The organism is Rhodococcus sp. SJ-2 (assembly GCF_053750035.1).
Genome location: NZ_CM132340.1, coordinates 4,337,070 through 4,358,973 on the forward strand (window position 1 = coordinate 4,337,070; position 21,904 = coordinate 4,358,973).

20 protein-coding genes and 2 tRNA genes are annotated in these 21,904 nt (G+C 65.7%); 14 read left to right on the top strand and 8 right to left on the bottom strand.

Annotated features, from left to right (window positions below):
* Positions 1-114 precede the first annotated feature (114 nt).
* From ettA to ACSYG9_RS20355, 5 genes are all read left to right on the top strand, one after another.
* A complete protein-coding gene (gene ettA / locus ACSYG9_RS20335) occupies positions 115-1,788 on the top strand; it encodes an energy-dependent translational throttle protein EttA (RefSeq protein WP_440124204.1) in 1,674 nt (557 codons plus the stop codon).
* Positions 1,781-2,212 (top strand): thioesterase family protein, encoded by a 432-nt coding sequence (locus tag ACSYG9_RS20340; protein WP_440124205.1) that lies wholly within the window; start codon positions 1,781-1,783, stop codon positions 2,210-2,212. Before ettA ends, ACSYG9_RS20340 begins: the two co-directional genes overlap by 8 nt.
* 125 nt (positions 2,213-2,337) lie before the next feature.
* On the top strand, positions 2,338-7,128 hold the full coding sequence (locus ACSYG9_RS20345; RefSeq protein ID WP_440124206.1) for an NAD-glutamate dehydrogenase domain-containing protein: 4,791 nt from the start codon (positions 2,338-2,340) through the stop codon (positions 7,126-7,128).
* A 4-nt stretch (positions 7,129-7,132) separates the two neighbouring features.
* Entirely contained in the window at positions 7,133-7,567 is a 435-nt protein-coding gene (locus tag ACSYG9_RS20350; protein WP_440124207.1) for a thioesterase family protein, read from the top strand.
* Positions 7,560-8,255: a hypothetical protein gene (locus tag ACSYG9_RS20355; RefSeq protein ID WP_440124208.1), complete on the top strand. Its 696-nt coding sequence runs from the start codon at positions 7,560-7,562 to the stop codon at positions 8,253-8,255. The genes ACSYG9_RS20350 and ACSYG9_RS20355 overlap by 8 nt, the downstream gene beginning before the upstream one ends.
* Before the next feature lie 28 nt (positions 8,256-8,283).
* On the opposite strand, the gene ACSYG9_RS20360 is transcribed toward ACSYG9_RS20355, so the two are convergent.
* On the bottom strand, positions 8,284-8,676 hold the full coding sequence (locus ACSYG9_RS20360; protein ID WP_440124209.1) for a globin: 393 nt from the start codon (positions 8,674-8,676) through the stop codon (positions 8,284-8,286).
* A gap of 189 nt (positions 8,677-8,865) precedes the next feature.
* Between ACSYG9_RS20360 and ACSYG9_RS20365 the strand changes: the two genes are divergently transcribed.
* The 3 genes from ACSYG9_RS20365 (at position 8,866) to ACSYG9_RS20375 (ending at position 10,303) form a co-directional block, all read left to right on the top strand.
* The gene (locus tag ACSYG9_RS20365) at positions 8,866-9,492 is read left to right on the top strand and encodes an HNH endonuclease (RefSeq protein WP_440124210.1); all 627 of its coding nucleotides are present in this window, start codon (positions 8,866-8,868) and stop codon (positions 9,490-9,492) included.
* Positions 9,493-9,579: 87 nt separating this feature from the next.
* Positions 9,580-9,846, top strand: a complete 267-nt coding sequence (gene ctaJ / locus ACSYG9_RS20370) for an aa3-type cytochrome oxidase subunit CtaJ (protein WP_169688562.1) — start codon at positions 9,580-9,582, stop codon at positions 9,844-9,846.
* Positions 9,833-10,303, top strand: a complete 471-nt coding sequence (locus ACSYG9_RS20375; RefSeq protein ID WP_454839740.1) for a DUF5130 family protein — start codon at positions 9,833-9,835, stop codon at positions 10,301-10,303. Before ctaJ ends, ACSYG9_RS20375 begins: the two co-directional genes overlap by 14 nt.
* A 75-nt stretch (positions 10,304-10,378) precedes the next feature.
* On the opposite strand, the gene pepN is transcribed toward ACSYG9_RS20375, so the two are convergent.
* Both pepN and ACSYG9_RS20385 read right to left on the bottom strand, forming a co-directional pair.
* A complete protein-coding gene (pepN, locus tag ACSYG9_RS20380; RefSeq protein ID WP_440124212.1) occupies positions 10,379-12,961 on the bottom strand; it encodes an aminopeptidase N in 2,583 nt (860 codons plus the stop codon).
* A 63-nt stretch (positions 12,962-13,024) separates the two neighbouring features.
* Positions 13,025-14,266: an FAD-dependent oxidoreductase gene (locus tag ACSYG9_RS20385; RefSeq protein ID WP_440124213.1), complete on the bottom strand. Its 1,242-nt coding sequence runs from the start codon at positions 14,264-14,266 to the stop codon at positions 13,025-13,027.
* Between the two features lie 179 nt (positions 14,267-14,445).
* On the opposite strand from ACSYG9_RS20385, the gene ACSYG9_RS20390 reads away from it, so the two are divergent.
* A complete protein-coding gene (locus ACSYG9_RS20390; protein WP_440124214.1) occupies positions 14,446-15,075 on the top strand; it encodes a mycothiol-dependent nitroreductase Rv2466c family protein in 630 nt (209 codons plus the stop codon).
* Between the two features lie 75 nt (positions 15,076-15,150).
* Here the strand turns inward: ACSYG9_RS20390 and ACSYG9_RS20395 are convergent, their stop codons facing one another.
* Positions 15,151-15,786 (bottom strand): ABC transporter substrate-binding protein, encoded by a 636-nt coding sequence (locus ACSYG9_RS20395; protein ID WP_440124215.1) that lies wholly within the window; start codon positions 15,784-15,786, stop codon positions 15,151-15,153.
* A gap of 51 nt (positions 15,787-15,837) precedes the next feature.
* Between ACSYG9_RS20395 and ACSYG9_RS20400 the strand changes: the two genes are divergently transcribed.
* Together ACSYG9_RS20400 and tnpB are read left to right on the top strand one after the other, a co-directional pair.
* A complete protein-coding gene (locus ACSYG9_RS20400) occupies positions 15,838-16,128 on the top strand; it encodes a hypothetical protein (protein ID WP_440124216.1) in 291 nt (96 codons plus the stop codon).
* Entirely contained in the window at positions 16,128-17,609 is a 1,482-nt protein-coding gene (gene tnpB / locus ACSYG9_RS20405; protein WP_454839743.1) for an IS607 family element RNA-guided endonuclease TnpB, read from the top strand. Before ACSYG9_RS20400 ends, tnpB begins: the two co-directional genes overlap by 1 nt.
* Here the strand turns inward: tnpB and ACSYG9_RS20410 are convergent.
* On the bottom strand, positions 17,586-18,005 hold the full coding sequence (locus ACSYG9_RS20410) for a hypothetical protein (RefSeq protein ID WP_440124218.1): 420 nt from the start codon (positions 18,003-18,005) through the stop codon (positions 17,586-17,588). The two genes, tnpB and ACSYG9_RS20410, sit on opposite strands and share 24 nt — an antisense overlap.
* A gap of 99 nt (positions 18,006-18,104) precedes the next feature.
* On the opposite strand from ACSYG9_RS20410, the gene ACSYG9_RS20415 reads away from it, so the two are divergent.
* On the top strand, positions 18,105-18,581 hold the full coding sequence (locus ACSYG9_RS20415) for a ribose-5-phosphate isomerase (protein WP_440124219.1): 477 nt from the start codon (positions 18,105-18,107) through the stop codon (positions 18,579-18,581).
* A gap of 3 nt (positions 18,582-18,584) precedes the next feature.
* Positions 18,585-19,382 (top strand): zinc finger domain-containing protein, encoded by a 798-nt coding sequence (locus ACSYG9_RS20420; protein ID WP_440124220.1) that lies wholly within the window; start codon positions 18,585-18,587, stop codon positions 19,380-19,382.
* A gap of 16 nt (positions 19,383-19,398) precedes the next feature.
* Here the strand turns inward: ACSYG9_RS20420 and ACSYG9_RS20425 are convergent, their stop codons facing one another.
* The 3 genes from ACSYG9_RS20425 to ACSYG9_RS20435 form a co-directional block, all read right to left on the bottom strand.
* Positions 19,399-20,184: a DUF1542 domain-containing protein gene (locus ACSYG9_RS20425; protein ID WP_440124221.1), complete on the bottom strand. Its 786-nt coding sequence runs from the start codon at positions 20,182-20,184 to the stop codon at positions 19,399-19,401.
* Between the two features lie 53 nt (positions 20,185-20,237).
* Positions 20,238-21,404, bottom strand: coding sequence for a WS/DGAT domain-containing protein (locus ACSYG9_RS20430; protein WP_454839744.1), 1,167 nt, complete (start codon positions 21,402-21,404; stop codon positions 20,238-20,240).
* A gap of 136 nt (positions 21,405-21,540) precedes the next feature.
* Positions 21,541-21,614, bottom strand: a tRNA-Gly gene (locus ACSYG9_RS20435).
* 163 nt (positions 21,615-21,777) lie between these two features.
* Between ACSYG9_RS20435 and ACSYG9_RS20440 the strand changes: the two genes are divergently transcribed.
* Positions 21,778-21,854 (top strand) — tRNA-Pro (locus ACSYG9_RS20440).
* The last annotated feature ends 50 nt before the right edge of the window (positions 21,855-21,904 follow it).

Genomic DNA, 21,904 nt, shown 5'->3' on the forward strand with positions numbered 1-21,904 from the left:
CCCGATGTCATCTCGGGTGCGCTGAACTGCATGAATGTCGCCTTCGGCTATGCCGGGGCGCAGGCAGAACCGCAGGATATGGGATCTGCGCGCGAGACGGATACGCTGGTCGCCATGGCGGAGTTCATATACACAATGAAGAAGGTGCGCAAGGCGCACGGTGACAAGGTCATCCTCGATGACGTCACCATGAGCTTCTACCCGGGCGCGAAGATCGGTGTCGTCGGGCCCAACGGCGCGGGTAAGTCGTCGATCCTCAAGATCATGGCGGGTCTGGACCAGCCCAGCAACGGCGAGGCATTCCTCGATCCGGAGGCGACCGTCGGCATCCTGCTGCAGGAGCCCCCGCTCAACGAGGAGAAGACGGTGAAGCAGAACGTCGAGGAGGGCCTCGGCGAGATCAAGGTCAAGCTCGACCGGTTCAACGAGATCGCCGAGCTCATGGCGACCGACTACTCGGACGAGCTCATGGACGAGATGGGCAAGCTGCAGGAGGAGCTCGACCACGCCAACGCATGGGACATCGACTCGCAGCTCGAGCAGGCCATGGATGCGCTGCGCTGCCCGCCGCCGGACGAGCCTGTCACCCATCTTTCAGGTGGTGAGCGCCGCCGTGTCGCGCTGTGCAAGCTGCTGCTGAGCAAGCCCGACCTGCTGCTCCTCGATGAGCCCACCAACCACCTCGACGCCGAGTCGGTGCTGTGGCTCGAGCAGTTCCTCGCGACGTACCCCGGCGCAGTCCTGGCCGTGACCCACGACCGGTACTTCCTCGATCACGTGGCCCAGTGGATCTGTGAGGTCGACCGCGGCAAGCTGCACCCCTACGAGGGCAACTACTCGACCTACCTGGAGAAGAAGGCCGAGCGCCTCGAGGTCCAGGGCAAGAAGGATCAGAAGCTGCAGAAGCGCCTCAAGGAGGAGCTCGAGTGGGTCCGCTCCGGTGCGAAGGCCCGGCAGACGAAGAACAAGGCGCGTCTCGCTCGCTACGAGGAGATGGCGACCGAAGCCGAGAAGCACCGCAAACTGGACTTCGAGGAAATTCAGATCCCGACGCCTCCGCGCCTGGGGAATGTCGTCGTCGAGGTCGAGCATCTGGACAAGGGATTCGACGGCCGCGTCCTTATCAAGGACCTGTCTTTCACGCTGCCGCGTAACGGCATCGTCGGTGTCATCGGTCCCAACGGTGTCGGAAAGACCACGCTGTTCAAGACCATCGTCGGCCTCGAAGAGCCCGACAGCGGCACCGTCAAGGTCGGCGAGACGGTCAAGCTCAGCTACGTCGACCAGTCCCGCGCGAACATCGACCCGAAGAAGACGGTGTTCGAAGTGGTCTCCGACGGACTCGACTTCATCGAGGTCGGCCAGAACGAGATGCCGTCCCGCGCGTATGTTTCCGCCTTCGGGTTCAAGGGGCCGGACCAGCAGAAGAAGGCCGAGGTGCTCTCCGGTGGTGAGCGCAACCGCCTGAACCTGGCGCTGACCCTCAAAGAGGGAGGCAACCTGATCCTGCTCGACGAGCCGACCAACGACCTCGACGTCGAGACCCTGAGCTCGCTCGAGAACGCGCTCCAGCAGTTCCCGGGTTGCGCTGTCGTGATCTCCCACGACCGTTGGTTCCTCGACCGCACCTGTACCCACATCCTGGCGTGGGAAGGGAACGTCGAAGAGGGCAAATGGTTCTGGTTCGAAGGCAACTTCGAAGCATACGAGGCGAACAAGGTCGAGCGTCTCGGTGCCGACGCGGCACGTCCGCACCGGGTCACCCACCGGAAGCTGACGCGTGACTGAGCGGTCCGTGCCCGGCGACTCGGTCGAGCCCTACCGGGCGCAGATCGAGGTCCGCTGGGCGGATTCGGATCGGCTCGGACATGTCAACAACACCAAGGTCGTCGAGTACATGCAGGAAGGGCGGATCAAGTTCCTGCAGTCCGGTGAACTGAGGCGGGGTGCGATCGCCGTGAGGAAAATGGACGTCGAGTTCCTGAGACCCATCAAGGACGAGTCGGGCCCGCTCACGATCGAGATCATCGCCCTGCATGTGGGAAACACCTCCTACACGCTCAGGCATACGGTGCTCGACCGCAACGGTGGCGTGTGTGCCCGCGGCGACGCGGTCCTGGTCGGGTTCGACCAGGCGACCGAGCGTCCGCGACCCATCACCGACGGTGAACGCGAGGTCCTCGCCCGGCATCGGGTTGTTGCGACGAGCTGACAGCAGGATCGGATCGGTGACTGCGTGCGCTTTCACCTCCTGGCATCGGACGCCGCGGATAGGCTCGACAACGGGCCCGTCCGCGGCGTCTGCGGTTTCGGCGGCAAGCGAGGGGAGTGATGTTGATGTCGGAATCCGCGGATTCGCGCGATCTTTCGTCTACGGTGCGAGTTCTGAAACGCGCGTATGCGCAGTCGCCCGACGGAATAGGTGACCCCGAGGCTGCTGCAGCGGCGCATCTGGCGCTCGGACTCGACCGACCTGCGGGCACGACCGCGACGCGTGTATACCGGACGGACGAGGCGGCCGGTGCAGCCGTCCAGATCGTCACCGACGACATGCCGCTGCTCGTGGAGTCCATCACTGCACTGCTCTCTCGTCTCGGTGCGATCATTGCCGCGCTCGTCCACCCGGTCTTCGCGGTGGACCGCGACTCGGACGGGGCGCTTCTCGAAATGACGCCGGATGGTGCGTTGCAGAGCGACGCACCCGCGGAATCGTGGATTCATATCCAGCTGCAACCGTCCACACCGCCGGACGTCCTCGCCGGAATCGAAGGCGAGATCGATGGTGTACTCGACGATGTGCGACAGGTCGTCATCGACAGCGATGCCATGAGTACCGTGCAGAACCGGCTCGCCGAGGAACTCGACGTGCTCGTTGCAGACCCGCCGTCGACCCAGTCCGCGGACGACCTCACCGAAACAGCGGAGTTGCTGCGATGGCTCGCTCGCGGGAACTACGCGATGCTCGGGTATCGCTGCTACGAATTCGACGAACTCGACACTGCCGGCGTGAGCCGTTCCCGTGCTGTCCCGGACAGCGGCCTCGGTGTGCTGCGCACACTCTCCGATACGGACGACCCGATCGACCTGCCCTCCGAGGTGAATCCGGACCGCCGGCCACTGCTTGTGCTCACTCAAGGTGCTCGTCCGGCGACTGTGCACCGCTCGGTGTATCCGTACTTCGTCGGTGTCGGGATCCTCGATGACGAGGGCCGAACGGTCGGCGAGCACCGCTTCCTCGGCATCCTCACTGTGACGGCGATGCACGAGAACATCCTCGATATCCCGCTGCTCCGACGCCGTGCACGCGAAGTGATCGCACGCGCGGGTGTCGAGTTGTCGTCGTACGGCGGGCAGTCGATGCTCGAGATCATGCAGACCCTGCCGCGTGCAGAGTTGCTGTCCATGGACCCGGATACCCTCTACGAGACGGTGACCTCCGTCGTGGAGATCCGCCGACAGGTGCGGCTCTTCGTTCGGGTGGACACGTACGGACGGTATGTGTCGTGCCTGGTGTACCTTCCCCGTGATCGGTACACGACGAAGGTCCGGGTCCGGATGCAGAACATACTGCTCCACGAATTCGGCGGTGGCACTCTCGATTACACCGCGCGGGTGTCCGAAGGCGACTTGGCGCTGTTGCACGTGACCGTCCGGTTTCCCGAGCATGTACGTCCTCGGGTCGACACCTCCGAGAGCAACAGACAACGAATTCAGTCACTCCTCGCGGAGGCCAGTCGCAGCTGGGAAGATCGGATCACCGAGGTTGCAGGGTCCCGTCCGAGTGTCGACCCTGCACTGGTCCAGCGGTACGTCGATGCCGCTCCCGAGGCATACAAAGAGGACTTCAGTTCCGAACGCGCACTCGCCGACCTGATGCGCCTCGAAGCGCTCGGTCCTGGCGACTTCGACACCTTCGTCTACCGCTCCGACACCGAGGACCACCGCAGCTGGCGTTTCACCCTGTACGTCGGAGCGGAACCGGTGACGCTCGGCCGTGTCCTTCCGGTGTTGCAGAGCCTCGGTGTGGAAGTCGTCGACGAGCGGCCCTACCTGTTGCCGCGATCCGATGGCGTCGACTGCTGGATCTACGACTTCGGCCTGAACCTTCCGGGTGATGTCGATCCCGGCCTGTTCGGCACCGACCACACACTTGCCGGCCGGATAACCGATATGTTCGCTGCGGTGTGGCGTGGTCACGCCGAGACGGATCGTTTCAACGAACTCGTACTTCGCGCCGGTCTCACGTGGCGGCAGATCACGATGCTCCGCGCGTACGCGAAATTCCTTCGACAGACAGGGTTTCCGTACAGTCAATACAACATCGAAGGTGTCCTGCTCGGCACACCCGATACGACGGCGCTTCTCGTGGAACTGTTCGCTGCCCGATTCGATCCCGATCACGCATCCGATGTGCGCGAACAGACGATCACCGACGAACTGCTCGAGAAGATCGACGCGGTCACCGCACTCGTGGCCGATCGCATCCTGCGGGCGGTGCTGTCGTTGATCCGATCCACATTGCGGACCAACTTCTTCGTGCCGGAGACGGACGACGAGGCGCGCGGCCGGACTTTGGCGTTCAAGTTCGACCCCAGCGGCATCTCGGAACTCCCGGAGCCTCGGCCGAAGTTCGAGGTATTCGTGTACTCCCCGGATGTCGAGGGTGTGCACATGCGATTCGGCGCTGTCGCGCGCGGCGGCCTCCGCTGGTCGGATCGCCACGAAGATTTCCGCACCGAGATCCTCGGCCTCGTGAAAGCGCAGGCGGTGAAGAACGCGGTGATCGTCCCGGTCGGTGCGAAAGGCGGGTTCGTCGTCAAGCGTCCACCGGCACCCACCGGCGATGTGGCCACGGACCGGCAGTCGGCACGCGCTGCCGGCGAAGCCTGCTACCGGCGATTCATCGCCGCACTGCTCGACCTCACCGACAACCTCGACCGCACGAGTGGCACCGCGACTCCGCCGCGGCGAGTGGTGCGACACGACGACGACGACACCTATCTGGTGGTCGCCGCGGACAAGGGCACCGCGACCTTCTCGGATCTCGCCAACTCGGTTGCCGCCGAATACGGGTACTGGCTCGGCGACGCATTCGCATCGGGAGGGTCGGCCGGGTACGACCACAAGGAGATGGGGATCACCGCGCGCGGTGCATGGGAGAGCGTCAAGCGGCACTTCCGTGAACTCGGAGTGGACACCCAGAGCCAGGACTTCACCGCGGTCGGAGTCGGCGACATGAGCGGCGATGTGTTCGGCAACGGGATGCTGCTCAGCAAACACATCCGGCTGGTCGCCGCGTTCGATCATCGCCACATCTTCCTCGACCCGAACCCCCGGGCGGAGCCCTCGTTCGCCGAACGCAGCAGGCTTTTCGAGATGCCGCGCTCGTCCTGGGCCGACTACAACCCGGCCCTGATCGGAACCGGAGGGGGAGTGTGGGAGCGCACCCGCAAATCGATTCCGATCAGCGAACAGGCTCGCGCGGCGCTGGGATTGCCCGGTCACGTCACGGAACTCACCCCATCCGAACTGATCCGCGCGATCCTGCGTTCACCCGTGGATCTGTTGTGGAACGGGGGTATCGGTACCTACATCAAGGCGAGAACCGAATCGCACGCCGACGTCGGTGACAAAGGCAACGACACGGTTCGCGTGGACGGCGCGGATCTGCGTGTCCGGGTGATCGGAGAGGGAGGAAACCTCGGCGTCACGCAGCTCGGGCGGATCGAATACGCGCGCAACGGCGGAAAGATCAACACCGATGCTATCGACAACTCCGCCGGTGTCGACTGCTCCGACCACGAAGTCAACATCAAGATCCTGCTCGACTCGATGGTCACCTCCGGCGACCTCGACCTCGCGGAACGTAACCCGCTGCTCGCCTCGATGACAGACGATGTCGCCGAACTCGTGCTCGAGGACAACATCGACCAGAACGGTGTCCTCGGCCTGGAACGAGCATCGGCACCCGCGTTGCTCGGTGTCCATCAGCGGCTCATCGCCGAACTGGAGAAGGAACGGCGAATCGACCGTGTCCTCGACGCACTCCCGGACGACACCGAGATCGAACAGCGTCGCTCCGACGGAGAAGGACTGAGCTCACCGGAACTCTCGCAATTGCTCGCCCACGTCAAACTTTCCCTCGTCGATGACCTGCTCGACACCGACCTGCCCGACAGCGACACATTCGCGACCCGGTTACCCGACTACTTTCCGCCCGCACTCCGCACGAAGTTCCGTACGGGTATCAAGGCACATCCACTCCGCAGACAGATCGTCGCGACGATTCTCGCCAACGACACCGTCGACAACGGCGGTGTGTCCTTCGTCTTCCGTCTCTGTGAAGAGACGGGGGCCTCGCGCACCGACGCCGTCCGAGCGTTCGCCGCGGTCACCGAGATCTTCGGCCTGCGTGGGATCTGGAACCGGATCCGCTCCGCCGGCCTGCCCACCGAGCTGGCAGACGAGTTGCTGCTCGAATCCCGTCGTGTCCTCGACCGTGCATCGCGGTGGCTCTTGTCGAATCGGCCCCAGCCGCTGGCGGTGGGAGCAGAGATCAGCCGTTACCGGCAGTTGTTCGCGAATCTTGCACCGATGGTGGGGGATTGGATGCGCGGGCACCACGTACAGGATCTGGAGGAACGGACGCGGCGAATCCTGTCGCGCGAGGTGCCGCCGGAGCTGGTCGCGATGGTGTACCGCCTACTCGACCAATTCCCGATTCTCGACGTCATCGACATCGCGGATATCGTCGAACGGGAGGAGGACGAGGTCGCCGAGCTGTACTACGCGATGGATGCGCACCTCGGCATCGACCGGCTCCTGTCGGCGGTCACGGAACTCGCTCGCGGCGACCGGTGGCATTCCCTTGCACGACTCGCGCTGCGCGACGAACTGTACGGATCGTTGCGCACCCTCGTCCTCGATGTCCTCGCCGGGGCAGAGCCGGGGGAGACCTGCCCGGAGATGATCGAGGACTGGGAGATGTCGAATGGCTCGCGACTCGTGCGCGCGAGGTCGGCACTCGACGAGATCTTCGCATCTGGGAGTCTGGACCTGGCCACCCTGTCGGTGGCCGCACGGCAGATCAGGAGCATGGTGCGCACCGGCGCACCCGATCGGAGGTAGACGCGTGAGTGATGCGGGCCAGCAGTTCGGATTCCACACGGAAGTGACCGTGCGGTGGTCCGACATGGACGTCTTCCAGCACATCAACCACGCACGGATGGTGACTCTGCTCGAAGAAGCCCGCATACCGTGGCTGTTCGCCGACGGGCGACCCACCCAGAGCTTGCGCGAGGGCGCCGTGATCGCCGACCTCCACGTGCGCTATCGCAGACAGCTGCGACACGACGACGGCCCCCTCGACGTCATGATGTGGACCGAAAAGGTGCGCGCCGTCGACTTCACGATCGGTTACGAGGTACGACCAGGCGGTGCGCCCGCCGACTCGACACCCTCGATCGTCGCGTCCACCCAGATCGCCGCATTCGACATCGACGGGCAGAAACTCCGTCGGCTCACCGACGAGGAACGTGCCTACCTGCTTCGGTGGAAACGTGACTGACCTCACGTCGAGTTTCGGAGAGCGGGCGGTCGCACTCGCCGGCGAGAGCGACCGCACCGATCTCGCCGCCTTCCTCACCCGCGCACTGCGTCTCGACGAGGCCGCGGTCGTGAGGTTGCGGCGTCGTGGCGACGACGTGCTCAGCGCGTGGATCCAGACAGGATTCGATGTGCTCGCGGCTCGGCTCGTGCGAGGAACCGTCCACCCCGCAGACCTCTGTGTCGCCGCTGATTCGCTGCGCACCGCACTCACCGCGTCCGTGGGAGCCGCGAAGGCGATCGATCCGGGATGGGCGATGGACTCCGCGTGGCGCGGAGCACTGCCGCCGGACGAGGGATTTGCACATGTCGACGATGTTCCGGCCCGGGTTCTCGTCGAACTCGCCCAGCAGGGAGTCGCGCTGACACGGGACGCGGGTGCACAGGGGCCGCCTGCGTCGCTGCTGGCGCAGGAGGTGCTCGAGGTCAGCGGCGGTGAGACCGTCGTCGGTGTGCCCATGCGGATGGTGTTCGCGCTCGGGGCAATGGGGTTCGTGCCCACCACCGGCCGTGACCCGATGGCCGCTGACGGAATCGCCGCCGACGAGGTGGTACGGGTGCGGGCCTCGAACACCTGGATCCGCCTCGACGCCCGCTACGGATCGGTCTACCTGCGCAGAAGCGGAGGTCTCGGTCTGACCGTTCTCTGACGAAAGTCCGGAGCGAGACCTCGGCCGATCACACCGGCGAGTTCATCAGTGAATCCGCCGCCATATCGATGTAGTCGACCAGTTGCCGACGATGCGCGGAGTCGAGGGTCCGATCGTCGATCGAGGCGATCGCGGTGTGCATGCATCGCAACCAGGCGTCGCGCTCGAGGGGGCCGATCTTGAACGGATGATGGCGCATCCGCAGTCGCGGGTGACCGCGCTCGTCCGAATAAGTGCGTGGACCACCCCAGTACTGCTCGAGGAACATCCGCATGCGGCGCTCCGCCGGGCCGAGATCTTCCTCGGGGTAGAGGGGCCGGACGATCTCGTCCTTCGCCACCTCTTCGTAGAAGCGCGCGACGATCTTGCGGAAAGTGTCGGCGCCGCCGATTTCGTCGTAGAAGGTCTGCTGGTCGGTCATCGTTTTCTGCTTACCTCCCTCTCACCGGCCATTGTGCCCGTACGGGCACGGGTGCGCCCGTACGGGGTCGCTTACCCGCCGGTACCCGTAACACAGGATGTTCATCGGACAGTCCTTGATTCGTCCGCGGAAATCGGGTGCGATTCGGAGGTATCCGTGGTGCACTGTTTCCAGTCTTCCGGAGGTCGTATGAAGCACGGCAGCACAGCACATCGACAACTCCCGCCCGCGGACGTCCCGATCGGGACGCCGGGGGCCACCACATTGCATGTGGTACGCGACGACGTCGGACTGCCGGACTGGGTGAAACGTCGAGTGCTGCTGCTCAACGCCACCTACGAGCCGCTCACGGCGCTGCCTGCACGACGTGCCGTTGTTCTCATGGCCGGCGGTAAGGCCGACACCGTGCACGACGACCCGCTCGCGCCGATGGTCCGATCGGCCGAATGGTCGGTGCAGCTGCCGTCGGTGATCCGGTTGCGCACTTACGTCCGGGTGCCCTATCACGCTCGGGTGCCTATGACCCGGGCCGCGCTCATGCACCGCGACGGCAATCGCTGTGCATATTGCGGATCCAAGGCCGAGACGATCGATCATGTGGTTCCCCGCAGCCGCGGTGGTGCGCATGCCTGGGAGAACTGCGTTGCATGCTGTGCGCCCTGCAACCACAAGAAGGCCGACAAGCTACTGAGCGAACTCGGATGGACGTTGCGTGCGTCGCTGGTTCCGCCGAAAGGCAGACACTGGCGCCTGCTGGCCACGTTGCAGGACCTGCATCCGACCTGGCTTCCATACCTCGGCGAGGGTGCTGCCTGATCGGCGAGGCCGGGCAAGTGCCCTCTCGTCGGGACCAAATCCGGGGCATGTGAGGTCTTTCGCAGCCACCTGGGATACCTTCTCCGTGTGAGCATTCTCGAGACAACGCTGATATTCGTCGGCATTCCGCTGCTGATCGTTCTGGTCTTCGGGGCTATCTCCTGGACCGCGCCCCGCAAGCCCGGCCCGGCCGCGTCCGACCATCCGTACAAGCTCGGCGACGAATGGAACCACAGTGCACTGCTGTGGACCGCCGCCGACGAGGTGACCGAGCACGGTCGGCACGCGCATCACGGACACGTAGCCGGTGCACCGGCAGAGCTGATCGGAGGTACCGCAAGTGGCAAGTGGTGACGTGATTCATGCCCCGGCGCGCAGCGACGCGCCCCTGCCGCATGCCGCGGCGCTGACTCCGAGCGGCCGAATCTCCGAAGCTCGTGCCGACGGCATCGAGTTCGCGGGCCCGCCGTTCAAGGACGACGAGATGATCGCCCTCGACGACACGCTCACGTCTGCGATCCGAGCCACCGGTGTGCGCTTCAACGTATACATCGCCGATGCCTCGGACCCGGCTGCAGCCACTGACACGATCTTCCCGTCGACGCCCGAGGCGGAGAACTCGGTGCTCATCGCGGTGTACCCGAATCAGAAGACCGTCGAGGTCCGTAGTGGACGCGATGCCGCCCAGGTCACCGACCGGATCGCTCAGCTCGGCGTGACCGCAGCGATCGGACCGTTCGGTCAGGGACAGCTCATCGACGGCATCATCAGCGCCGTTCGCGTGATCGCCAACGCGATCATCGCCCCGTAGGACCCGCTTCGGCCCGATGTCACCTTCGGTCACTTCGAGTGACCGAAGGTGACATCGGGCCGTATGCGTTCTATGTCAGGACGCGTCGAACGCCTGTGCCCGCAGCGACCGCACGATCCCGGCGCGCCCCTCGGTGATCAATCGGCGCAGCGCAGGAGGACGATCACCGGCAAGGAATTCGTCGGCCGCAGCGACCGAGGCCTCGCTGATCGACCAGGACGGATACAGGCCCACGACGACGGTCTGCGCGACCTCACTGGACCGGCGCTCCCACACATCGGGCACCTCCGCGAAATACCGCTCCACGTAGGGCTCGAGCAGCTCCGACTGACCGGCAGGCGCGAAACCGCCGATGATCGAACGGGCAGTGATGTTCGGAACGGTATCGTCGCCGACCACTGTCCGCCAGACCTGGGCTTTGACCTCTTCCTGCGGACGCGCCGCACGTGCCGCCGCTGCCTGCCGGGCACCGGCCGCGGTCGGGTCGCGCTCGGCTTCCGCGTCGATGAACGGCGACTCCACTCCCTCTGCGTCGACTTCACCTGCGGCTGCGAGCGCCTGCACGAGACGCCACCGCAGATCGGTGTCGACAACCAGGCCGGGCAGTCCGACCTTCGCCGGATCACCGCCGAGCAGCTCTTCGAACACTTCGGTGTGCCACGGTGAGAGCCGAGCTGTGGACAGGGCGTTGACGAAGGCGAGCTGATGGTCCGATCCCGGCTCCGCTTCACGTGCCAGCTCGAGTAGCCGGTTCGCGTAGTCGCTCCAACCCGAGGCGTCGGCCCATGCGGGGTCGGCGTAGCTGCCGACTGCCGTGTGCGCCTGCATCAGCAGGCGTTGCACGACACCCACCTCGGTCTCTGCGGCGATGCCGCGCTGTACCAGTGCAACGAAATCGCGCGCTTTGAGTTCGGCCTGCCGGGTCATCTCCCACGCCGCCGACCACACCAGCGTGCGCGGTAGCGACTCGGCGATGTCGCCGACGCGTTCGATCACGGTACCGAGCGAGTCGTCGTCCAGCCGGACCGAGCAGTAGGTCAGATCGTCGTCGTTGACGAGCACGAACTTGCCGCGATCCACGCCGACGAGTTCGGGGATGTCGGTGCGCTCGGCTGCGTCGACGTCGACCTCGACGCGGTGGGTGCGCACGAGTGTGCCCGAACCGTTGTCGTCGTAGACACCGATGGCGAGGCGATGCACGCGGAACTCACCGGCTCCGGGCTGCGCGCCCTCCTGCACGACTGCGAAACGCGTGAACTTGCCGTCGGCGTCGAGCTCGAAGTCGGGGCGCAGAATGTTCAGACCCGTCGTCTTGAGCCACTGGGCACCCCACCCCGACAGGTCGCGGCCCGAGGACTTCTCCAGCGCGGCCAGCAGATCGTCGAAGGTGGCGTTGCCGAAGGCGTGGTCGCGGAAGTATGCGCGCAGGCCTTCGAGGAACGGCTCCTGCCCGACATAGGCGACGAGCTGCTTGAGGACCGAGGCGCCCTTCGCGTAGGTGATGCCGTCGAAGTTGACCTCGACGGCGGCGAGATCGGGGATGTCCGCGGCGATCGGGTGAGTGGACGGCAGCTGATCCTGCCGGTATGCCCACGACTTCTCGACGTTGGCGAACGTCGTCCACGCGTTGGTGTATTCGGTTGCCGAGGCCTGCGAGAGGACGGATGCGAACGTCGCGAAGGACTCGTTGAGCCACAGGTCGTCCCACCAGCGCATCGTGACCAGATCGCCGAACCACATGTGTGCCATCTCGTGCAGGATGGTTTCGGCGCGTCGCTCGTAGGAGTAGCGGGTGACCTTGGAGCGGAAGACGTAGTCCTCGAGGAACGTCACGGCGCCGGCGTTCTCCATTGCGCCGGCATTGAACTCCGGCACGAACAGCTGGTCGTACTTGCCGAAGGCGTACGGCATGCCGAAGTTCTCGTGATAGAAGCCGAACCCCTGTTTGGTCTCCGTGAACAGGCGCTCGGCGTCCATGAACTCGGCCAGGGACGCGCGGCAGTAGAGGCCGAGAGGGATCGTGCCGTGCTCGTCGGTGTAGGTGTCGGTCCACTCGGCGTACGGGCCCGCGATGAGCGCGACGAGGTAGGTGCTCATCCGCGGCGTGGTTCGGAAGAGGTGCTGACCGGGCGACGCCGCGGTGGTCTGCACGGTCTCGGAGTTCGAGATCACCTTCCAGTCCGAGGGCGCGGTCACGGACAGAGTGAAGGTGGCCTTCAGGTCGGGCTGGTCGAAGCACGCGAACATCCGCTTGGCGTCGGCCGTCTCGAACTGCGAGTACAGGTACACCGCGTCGTCGGTCGGGTCGACGAATCGGTGAAGACCCTCGCCGGTGTTCGTGTACATGCAGTCTGCGTCGACCACGAGTTCGTTGCGCGCGGCGAGTCCGGACAACGCGATGCCGGTGTCCTCGCTGTATCCGGCCATATTCACGGGGGAGCCGTTGAGTGTCGCCGAATGCACGGTCTGTGCGATCAGATCGATGAAGGTCGACGCACCCTCCGTCGCATCGAACGTCACCGTGGTGACGGAGCGGAAAGTGGTGGCTCCCGGCCCTCCGGACCCATCGGTGAGGTCGAGGACGACGGTGTAGTTGTCGACGCGCAGGACCGCTGCCCGCTCGGCGGCCTGCTCACGGGTCAGGTTCGGTGGTGCCACAGGAGAACTCCTTCTCACGACGGGATGTCGGTCGGGATCCATCCCATCATGGTGGGGCCGCGTTCAGGTGGCGACGTCCGCCAACGGCACGTTCGCGTCGGCGAGACGGACGGGGTCGACGCGCGAACCCGACGCGATGAGTGCGCGGATGTCGTCGCCCGCGTCCCAGATGTTCACGTTCATGCCTGCCCTCACCGTGTTGTCGTCGTCGAGCCAGAACGCGAGGAATTCGTGTTCCGCCACGTCTCCTCGGGTGACCACGTGCGCGTCGGATGGGGCGAGCCCCACGTATTCCATCCCGAGGTCGTACTGGTCGGTGAAGAAGTAGGGCAGCCGGTCGTAGGAGGCGTCGATTCCGAGCATCGTGGCCGCGGCCACTGCAGGCTGATTGAGCGCGTTGGCCCAGTGCTCCACCCGGACACGGCACCCGAGTGTGGGATGCTCGGCCGCCGCGATGTCGCCGACCGCAACGATGTCGGGATCGCTTGTGACCAGTGATGCGTCGACGAGCACTCCGGTGTCGACGTCGAGACCGGCCTCCCGGGGGAGTTCGACATTCGGTGCTGCGCCGACAGCGACGAGCACCGCGTCGGCTCCCACCGTTGTACCGTCAGCGAGAACGACACCGGTGGCGCGGCCGCCCGCGACGGCGATCTCGGCCACGGAAGCCCCGAGCCGCAGGTCCACGCCATGGGACCGGTGCAGGTCGGCGAACACCGCGCCCATTTCCTGGCCCAGCGTCGCGGACAGAGGAGTGTGCGCCGACTCGATCACCGTGACCTCAGCGCCGCGGCCTCGTGCGCCCGCCGCGATCTCGAGACCGATCCACCCGGCCCCGATGATCGCCAGACGAGCGGCAGTGCCATCGTCGCGGCGGATCGCGGCGAGGAGTTCGTCGGCTTCCCCGACGGTGCGCAGGACGTGAACTCCCGGCGCATCGGCGCCGGGCAGTGGGAGGCGCCGGGGTCGCGATCCGGTCGCGAGTGCCAGCTTGTCGTAGTGGACCGTCGAGCCGTCCGGCAACGACACCGTGTGCGCGGCGGGGTCGATCGCGGTGACCGTCGTCCCGAGACGAAGGTCGACACGGTGGTCCCGGTACCAGTCGCCGCGCTGCACGGTGAAGTCGAGAAGTCTCTTGGCGCCGGCGAAGTACTCCTTCGACAGCGGCGGTCGCTCGTACGGCAGATGCTCCTCGGCGCCGATCAGTACGACCCGGCCCGGAAAATCGCGTGCACGCAGTTCCTCCGCCACCTTTGCGCCGGCGAGTCCGGCACCGACGATCACGAAGGTCTTCTCACCAGACATCGCATGACCTCTCGTTCGCTTGTCCGTACGCGATGGCGCTACGTCGCTCGATGCGCTACGTCCCGGGTCTTCGTGTCCGACGGTACGGGGACCGCGCGTGACTGCGGCGAAGATCGGGAAGAATGCCCCGCGGGACTGTGTTGCACCCTCTGCAAACCGATCCGTGTGAGGAGACCGTCTTGAGCAACCAGACAACCGGTGCCGCCGGTAAGGACACCGCCGACTTCTGGTTCGACCCGCTTTGCCCGTGGTGCTGGATCACCTCGCGGTGGATTCTCGAAGTCACCAAGGTCCGCGATATCGAAGCACGCTTCCATGTGATGAGCCTCGCCGTCCTCAACGAAGGCCGTGAGCTGCCCGACGACTACGCCGAGATGATGAAGACGGCGTGGGGGCCAGTGCGTGTGGCGATCGCCGCATCTCAGAAGTATGGCGACGAGATTCTCGAGGGTCTCTATACCGCAATGGGCACCCGCATCCACAACGAGGGAAACAAGGACTTCACCGACGTCGTCGCCGGTGCCCTTGCAGAGCTGGACCTCGACCCTGTCCTTGCGCAGGCCGCCGACAGCCAGGACTATGACGAGGCGCTACGCGCAAGTCACGCGAAGGGGATGGATGCGGTGGGCCCTGACGTGGGTACCCCCACGATCCACGTCAACGGTGTTGCGTTCTTCGGGCCGGTGTTGTCGAAGATCCCGCGTGGTGAAGACGCGGGCAAGGTGTGGGACGGAGTGGTTGCGCTCGCGTCGTACCCGCACTTCTTCGAGCTCAAGCGCAGCCGCGACGAAGATCCGTCGTTCGACTGATCATCCGGCTATGACTACGGTGCCCCTCCTGCTCGCACGAGCAGGAGGGGCACCGTAGTCCTGGTGGAGGTGGAATCAGCCGAGTGTGGCCTCGAGGTCGTCGAGGATGGTGTTCGCACCCACCACGCCGATGCCGACCATCCAGGTCTCGTCCTCGAATTCGTGGACGTTTCCTGCCGCGACACCGGGCTGTGCGCCCCAGAGCCCGGTCACCGCTGCCATCGTGGTTGCGGCCGGATCGCCTCCGGGGTTGGTGAAGAAGACGACCTCGCCGTCGATCTCGGTGTAGTTCTCGGGGATCTCGGTGTAGTTCTCGGGGCTGAGTTCGAGCATCGAGTACTCGTTCCACGCGCGGTCTGCGCCGAGGTCGTAGCCGACTTGGGTGAGGATCGTGCCGGAGAAGGTGTCGGGACCGTACAGACGGAAGTTGTCCGGCCGGAACCGCACCATCGAGGCGGTCTGTCCTTCGGCACCGATCTCGTCGCCGATCTGTGCGGCACGTTCCTCGACCCCGGTGAGCAACGTTTCCATCCGATCCGTCTCGCCTACCGCGGCGGCGGTGATGCGGGCCTGCTCCTCCCAGTCGGTTCCAGAGTTCACGGAGAAGACCGTCGGCGCGATCGCCGAGAGCTGCTCGTAGAGCGCCTCGTGTCGCACCTGCGCGCCGATGATGAGATCGGGGTTACGAACTGCTCGACATTCTGTGAGCAAATGTGAACAAACATGATCGAATGTGTTCACAAGGTGTGTGAAGCCGACCGAATGGGCGCACCCACAGGCTACATGTCGGACCCCTCTGCGAGCATGATCCTCGTGACGTACCGCAACCGTCCGGTCCGGCTCGGAGCCCTGCACCCAACGGCGGCCCTGCCGGCGCAGGGCTGCAGGATCGTGGCGGGCGACCATGGCCAGCAACACGATCCGGTGCGGGACCTCATCGAGGATCCGACCTCGAGGTGTCCCCGCCTCTACCGCCACAGCCGTGCGCGCACTCGTGCGATGCGGGCGGTCACTGCCACCCCACAGGACATACCCGAACCGCAGGTCGCGTGATGGCGCGCTTCGAAATCCCGGACGGCTGGACCGCGCAGGCCTACCAGTTCGCTCTCGACCCCACACCCACCCAGGTGCGGGCATTCCGCTCGCACGCGGGCGGGGCCCGTAAGGCGCACAACACGATGCTCGCCGCCGTGAAAGCGGTCATGAACCAGCGGCAGGCCGAACGCACCTACGGTCTCACCGACGACGAGTTGACACCCGCATTGGGATGGTCACTGCCTGCGTTGCGCAAGCAGTGGAACGCCCGCAAGCACGAGGTGGCGCCGTGGTGGGCCGAGAACTCCAAAGAGGCCTACAACTCCGGGTTGGACGCGCTCGCTCGGGGATTGGACGCGTGGTCGACGTCCCGCAAAGGTACGCGGGCCGGGAAAACCATCGGGTTCCCGAAATTCAAGACCGCGAAGTCCCGCCGGTCGGTGCGGTTCACCACCGGAACGATCCGTGTCGAGACCGACCGACGCCATGTCACCCTCCCGAGGTTGGGGCGGATCCACACCTGCGAGTCCACCCGGAAACTGGCCCGCCGCCTCGAGGCGGGCACCGCCCGGATACTGTCCGCCACCCTGAGTGAGGATTCGGCCGGTCGGTGGCACGTCGCCTTTCAGGTGTTGGTGCAGCGCGCGGTCGCGGTACCCGGTCACATCGGGGCCGGTGAGCCGGTGGTCGGTGTCGACGTCGGCGTCAAGGCCGATTCCCTGATCGTTGTCGCGACGCCGGACGGACGCGAACTCGACCGGGTTCCGGCACCGAAGTCCCTGACCGCAGCCCAAGCCCGGCTGCGGGCCTTGCAGCGCAGAGCCGCGCGCCAGATCGGCCCGTACGACCCGTCGACCAAAACGAAACGGCGGCCGTCGAAACGCTGGATCACACAGCAACGCCGGATCGGGCGTATCCACGCCCACGCCGCGGCGGTGCGCCGCGACGTGGTGCACAAGGCCACCACCGCCCTGGCGCAGCGGCATCGGGTGATCGCGGTGGAAACATTGAACGCGTCGGGGATGCGGTCGGCAGGTGGTAGCCGGAAGAAGGGCCTGAACCTGGCGCTGTCCGACGCGGCGTTGGCGCAGATCCGCCGGATGTTGTCGTACAAGACCCGCTGGTACGGCTCGGTGTTGGTGGAGGCCGGCCGGTACTTTCCCTCCAGTAAATTGTGTTCGGGGTGTGGCAGGCGAAAACCAAACCTGGCTCTCGCGGACCGGATGTATGTGTGTGACCACTGCGGCCTGACGATCGATCGTGATCGTAATGCCGCGATCAACCTCGCCCGCCTCGGCGAGACTCAGCGCATGGGTGCAACGGGGACCGGTACCGGGAGTAGCCCGGCCGCCACCGATTCGGGTGGGGACGGACGTGGAGCCACGCGGGAGTCCGCGACTACGGGAGTGGTCAACGCTGCAGGCGATGAAGCGTCAACCCGGCACCAGCAGTTGCTGGGTGAGACCGGGACTGTCTCATCGGAAGGTGAGGCTGCCTGATGAAGAAGCACCCAGAGCGTGCTCACGTTTGCTCACCAGAAGGCAACGGTTCAGGCTTGCGATGGCCTCGAGATCGGGCTCCATCGTCGAGCCGACGATCTCGATGCCCGCAAGGTCATCGGCGAGGTACGCGGGAACGCCGGTCGCGGCACCTGATTCGGTGGCGCCGACCGGCGTGATGCCGAGGGCGTCGAGGTGCGGGGAGTCGATGACGACTATGCGCTCGGGAGTGCCTTCGATCGTCGTCTCACCCATGGCGTGCTCCACGGTGTAGGACTCGTCTGAGGGTGCTGCCTCGTCCGACGAGGTCGAGGCGCAGGCCGACATGAGAACTGCTGTCGCGGCAGCGGCCGCGACCAGGAGGACGCGTGTCGATCGTCCTTGTGATGTGAACATTCGCTCAACTTAACGGGTCGGGTTAGGTGAGGGAAACCTCAGTCCCCGGGTGATGCCAGCGATTCAAGTCCGCCGAAGACTCCTGGCTAGACTCTGCCCATGCGCGTTTACCTGGGAGCCGACCATGCCGGTTTCGAACGGAAGAATCAGATCATCGAGCACCTGACGGCGAACGGTCACGAAGCCGTCGATTGCGGTGCCTTCGAATACGACGCACTCGACGACTACCCGGCGTTCTGCATCGAGGCCGCACGCCGCACCGTTGCGGACCCGGGCAGCCTCGGCCTCGTCCTCGGAGGCAGCGGCAACGGCGAGCAGATCGCCGCGAACAAGGTCCCCGGTGCGCGCTGCGCGCTCGCTTGGAGCGTCGAGACGGCGAAGCTCGCCCGTGAGCACAACAATGCCCAGCTGATCGGTATCGGCGGCCGGATGCACTCGCTCGAGGAGACGCTCGCGATCGTCGACGCCTTCCTGTCGACGGAGTGGTCGAACGAGGAACGCCACCAGCGTCGCATCGATATTCTCGCGGCATACGAGACCTCCGGGGATGCCCCTGCGGTGCCGGGCGCGAACTGACCGGTGCCCGAAGGACACATCCTGCACCGGCTCGCCCGGTTGCACCACCAGTGGTATGCGGGTGCGCCGGTGCGGGTATCGAGTCCTCAGGGACGTTTCGAGGACGGCGCGGCCACCGTGAGCGGCCGCGTGCTCACCCACGCGGATGCGTGGGGAAAGCACCTTTTCCACCACTACGAAGGCGCGCTCACGGTGCACGTGCACCTCGGCATCTACGGCGCATTCACCGACTCCGAGCTTCCGCTCGGAGAGCCTGTGGGTCAGGTTCGGATGCGGATGGTCGGATCCGGGCACGGTAGTGATCTGCGCGGCCCGGCTGCGTGTGAGGTGCTCACCGAGGGCGAGGTCGACGCCATCGAAGCGCGTCTCGGTCCCGACCCGCTGCGCGCCGATGCCGAACCGGAGCGGGCGTGGGCGAGGATCAGCCGTTCCCGCAGTCCGATCGGTGGTCTGCTCATGGACCAATCGGTGATCGCAGGGGTCGGCAATGTGTACCGGGCCGAGGTGTTGTTCCGGCACGGCATCCATCCCGAGAGACCGGGAAAGAACCTCTCACACGCCGAATTCGATGCACTCTGGGCTGATCTGGTCGAGTTGATGCAGGTGGGAATGGCGAGGGGCCGCATGCATGTCGTGCGCGTCGAACACGATCAGGGCGCGCCGGCCTATGCGAAGGATCGGCCCCGTACCTATGTGTACCGACGGACCGGCGAGCCGTGCCGAGTCTGCGGCACGCCGGTACTCCACAAGGTGATGGGCGCGCGGAATCTGTTCTGGTGTCCGGTCTGTCAGTCCGACTGAGACGAGTTCGTCGACATCAGAAGTCGAACCCACCGAACTCGAACCCGCCGTCGAAGCCCCCGCCGTCGAAGCCACTGTCACCGTCGAACCCGCTGCTGCCGTCGCCACCGCCGAGATCGTCGTTGCCTCCGACCTCATCCGGGGCACCGCCCGTGCCGTCCGCTGCACCGCTCTCGAATGCCTGTGCGTCGTACGGCACACCGGCCATGCCTGCGAACAACGATGAGAACAGCAGCATCGACCCGACTCCCCACGCGCCCGCGACGAGCGCAGGTTTCCACCATGGCTCCGAGTACCACCCTGCCGGGACCGGACGGCCCGCGACTCGGCCCCCTGGAAAGTAGTTCGGTGTGCGCGCGGACGGGGACGGCGACGCAGCGACCTGACGGCCCTCGAACTCGACCTGCCGTTCCTCGGTCACGGCCCCGGCCGATTTCTGTCCGTCGAGAGTAGGGATCTCCGGACCGGGATCCATGCCCATCGCGGTGCGGGCAGCGCGGATGTAGTAGAGCCCTTCGAGCGCGGTCTGCTTCGCGAGCCGGGCCTGGACGGGCGACTGCGCCTGGTCGATCTGTGAGCCCGCCGCGGTGAAGCGTTCGGCGGCGTCGGCGAGTGACTGACGGGACGCGTCGTCGGTACCGGTGAGGTTGTAGACCTGGCCTCCGAGCCGTTCGATGGCCTGACGGGCCTCGGCTTTGGCGTCATCGAGGTTGCCGGCGGCGTGGCGAGTGGTGGATTTCTGTGAGCGGGCCACGAAGTACACGACAACCGCCACAGCGGCGAATATCAGCAGGAGTTCCACGGTGAGTCCCTACGACGAGGTCTTCCGGTCTGCGCTCCAGCGTACCGACTCGGTCAGCTGTCGAGGACGGTCCGCAGACCCGTGCGCAGGCATTCGTCGAACACCGTGTGGTCGGGCACCGCGGCGGGGTCGACAGTGAGACCGACACAGCACATGTCCAGGTACGACATCAGGGTTGCGTTGATCGCCGACCCCAGGGTGCGGCCGAAACCGTAATAGCGGGCGATGCCGGCGCCCGCTACGAACAGTGGGGTCGCCGAACCTGGGACCGTGCAGGTCAGCACGTCGTCGTGACCGAACATCCGCGTGCTGGGAAGTGCGCTCGGGTCGTCGGGCATGCCCGCGGTCACACGGTCGATGCGCTGCATCAAGGCGACGGGTCCGTCGTCGATCTCGGTGCCGCCGAGGCAGACCTGAGCGGGCTCCTCGGATCCGGCACCGGGGATCGCGGCGAACAGATCGTCCGCGGCGGAGCCGTGGATGTGCCGATACGACGCATATCCGAGGAGCACAGCGGCTGCGACACCGCTTTCGAGTCCGCAACCGGCGCGCCCCGCTGCGGCTCTCATCTCGCCTCGGGGGATGTCGAGGGTATGGAGTCGGTGCGGGCCGCTCGTCGGGAGAGCATGGTGCGGGAGTGGTTGCGACGCCGGTGTGACGATTGCCTTCACCAGGTCGGTGGTGCTGCCCACGACAAGTTCGGTCGACGAGCGAATTGCTTCCGCAGTGTGTTCCGACAGGCTGCGCAGCCACGTCCATACCGAGCCGTGGTGTTCGCGGTCGGTCTGCCCGGGTGCACCGTGTCCGCCCCGTTCGGGACGGACGATGCTGATCACGAGCGCTGCCTGGCCACCGGTCAGGCCGTCCACGAGCGTGAGGCCCCAGCTCGCACGAGGGCTCTCGATGGTCTCGGGGACGGCGGGCGTCAGCGCCAGCACGTCCGGGAAACCGGCGGTGCCCGTCAGCGATATCCGGTCGAGGTGCCACGGTGCATCGTCGTACTCAGCACTGCGACGAGTGACATCGAGTCCGATGGGAACCTCGACCACCCTGTGCCGGAACGCCGCTGCTTCCAGGTTTCCGGGCGCGAGCATCGCGGTGACACGATCCCATTCCGGAACGGCGTCGAGGAGTACTGCAGCGACAACGGACGACCGCGAGGCGGCGGCGGCCCCCGCCGCGCCGGACCTCATCGACGTGCGGTCGGGTGTCTCGCTCACACTGGCGACGCTCTCACAGCAGTCGGGTGTTCGGTCTCGGATTCGAGTCGGCGTCGGGGGATCGAGTCGAAACGGTGATCCGGGCGGTGCAGAAACGAGAACCGCCCGAGATCTCGATGAGATCCGGGCGGTTCGCTGGAGGGGATGACGGGAATCGAACCCGCGTAGCCAGTTTGGAAGACTGGGGCTCTACCATTGAGCTACATCCCCGTGCCTGTGGCTTCGTCGGTGCTCACCGGGTGGTTTTCCGGTGTTCTCCGGCGTTCGCCGCTTGCAGGATGAGACTGTACCGAACCCGGCTTTGGAATTCATAATCGGGGGGCCGTAGGATTCAGTCCGGCCCCCGGCACCGCGGCGGGAGCAGTAGGTACGACGGGATGTGGCGCAGCTTGGTAGCGCATCCGCTTTGGGAGCGGAGGGTCGCAGGTTCGAATCCTGTCATCCCGACCAGATCGAACAGCGTCAGGGCGCTCAGTAGTGAGAACGAACGACCGACAAGA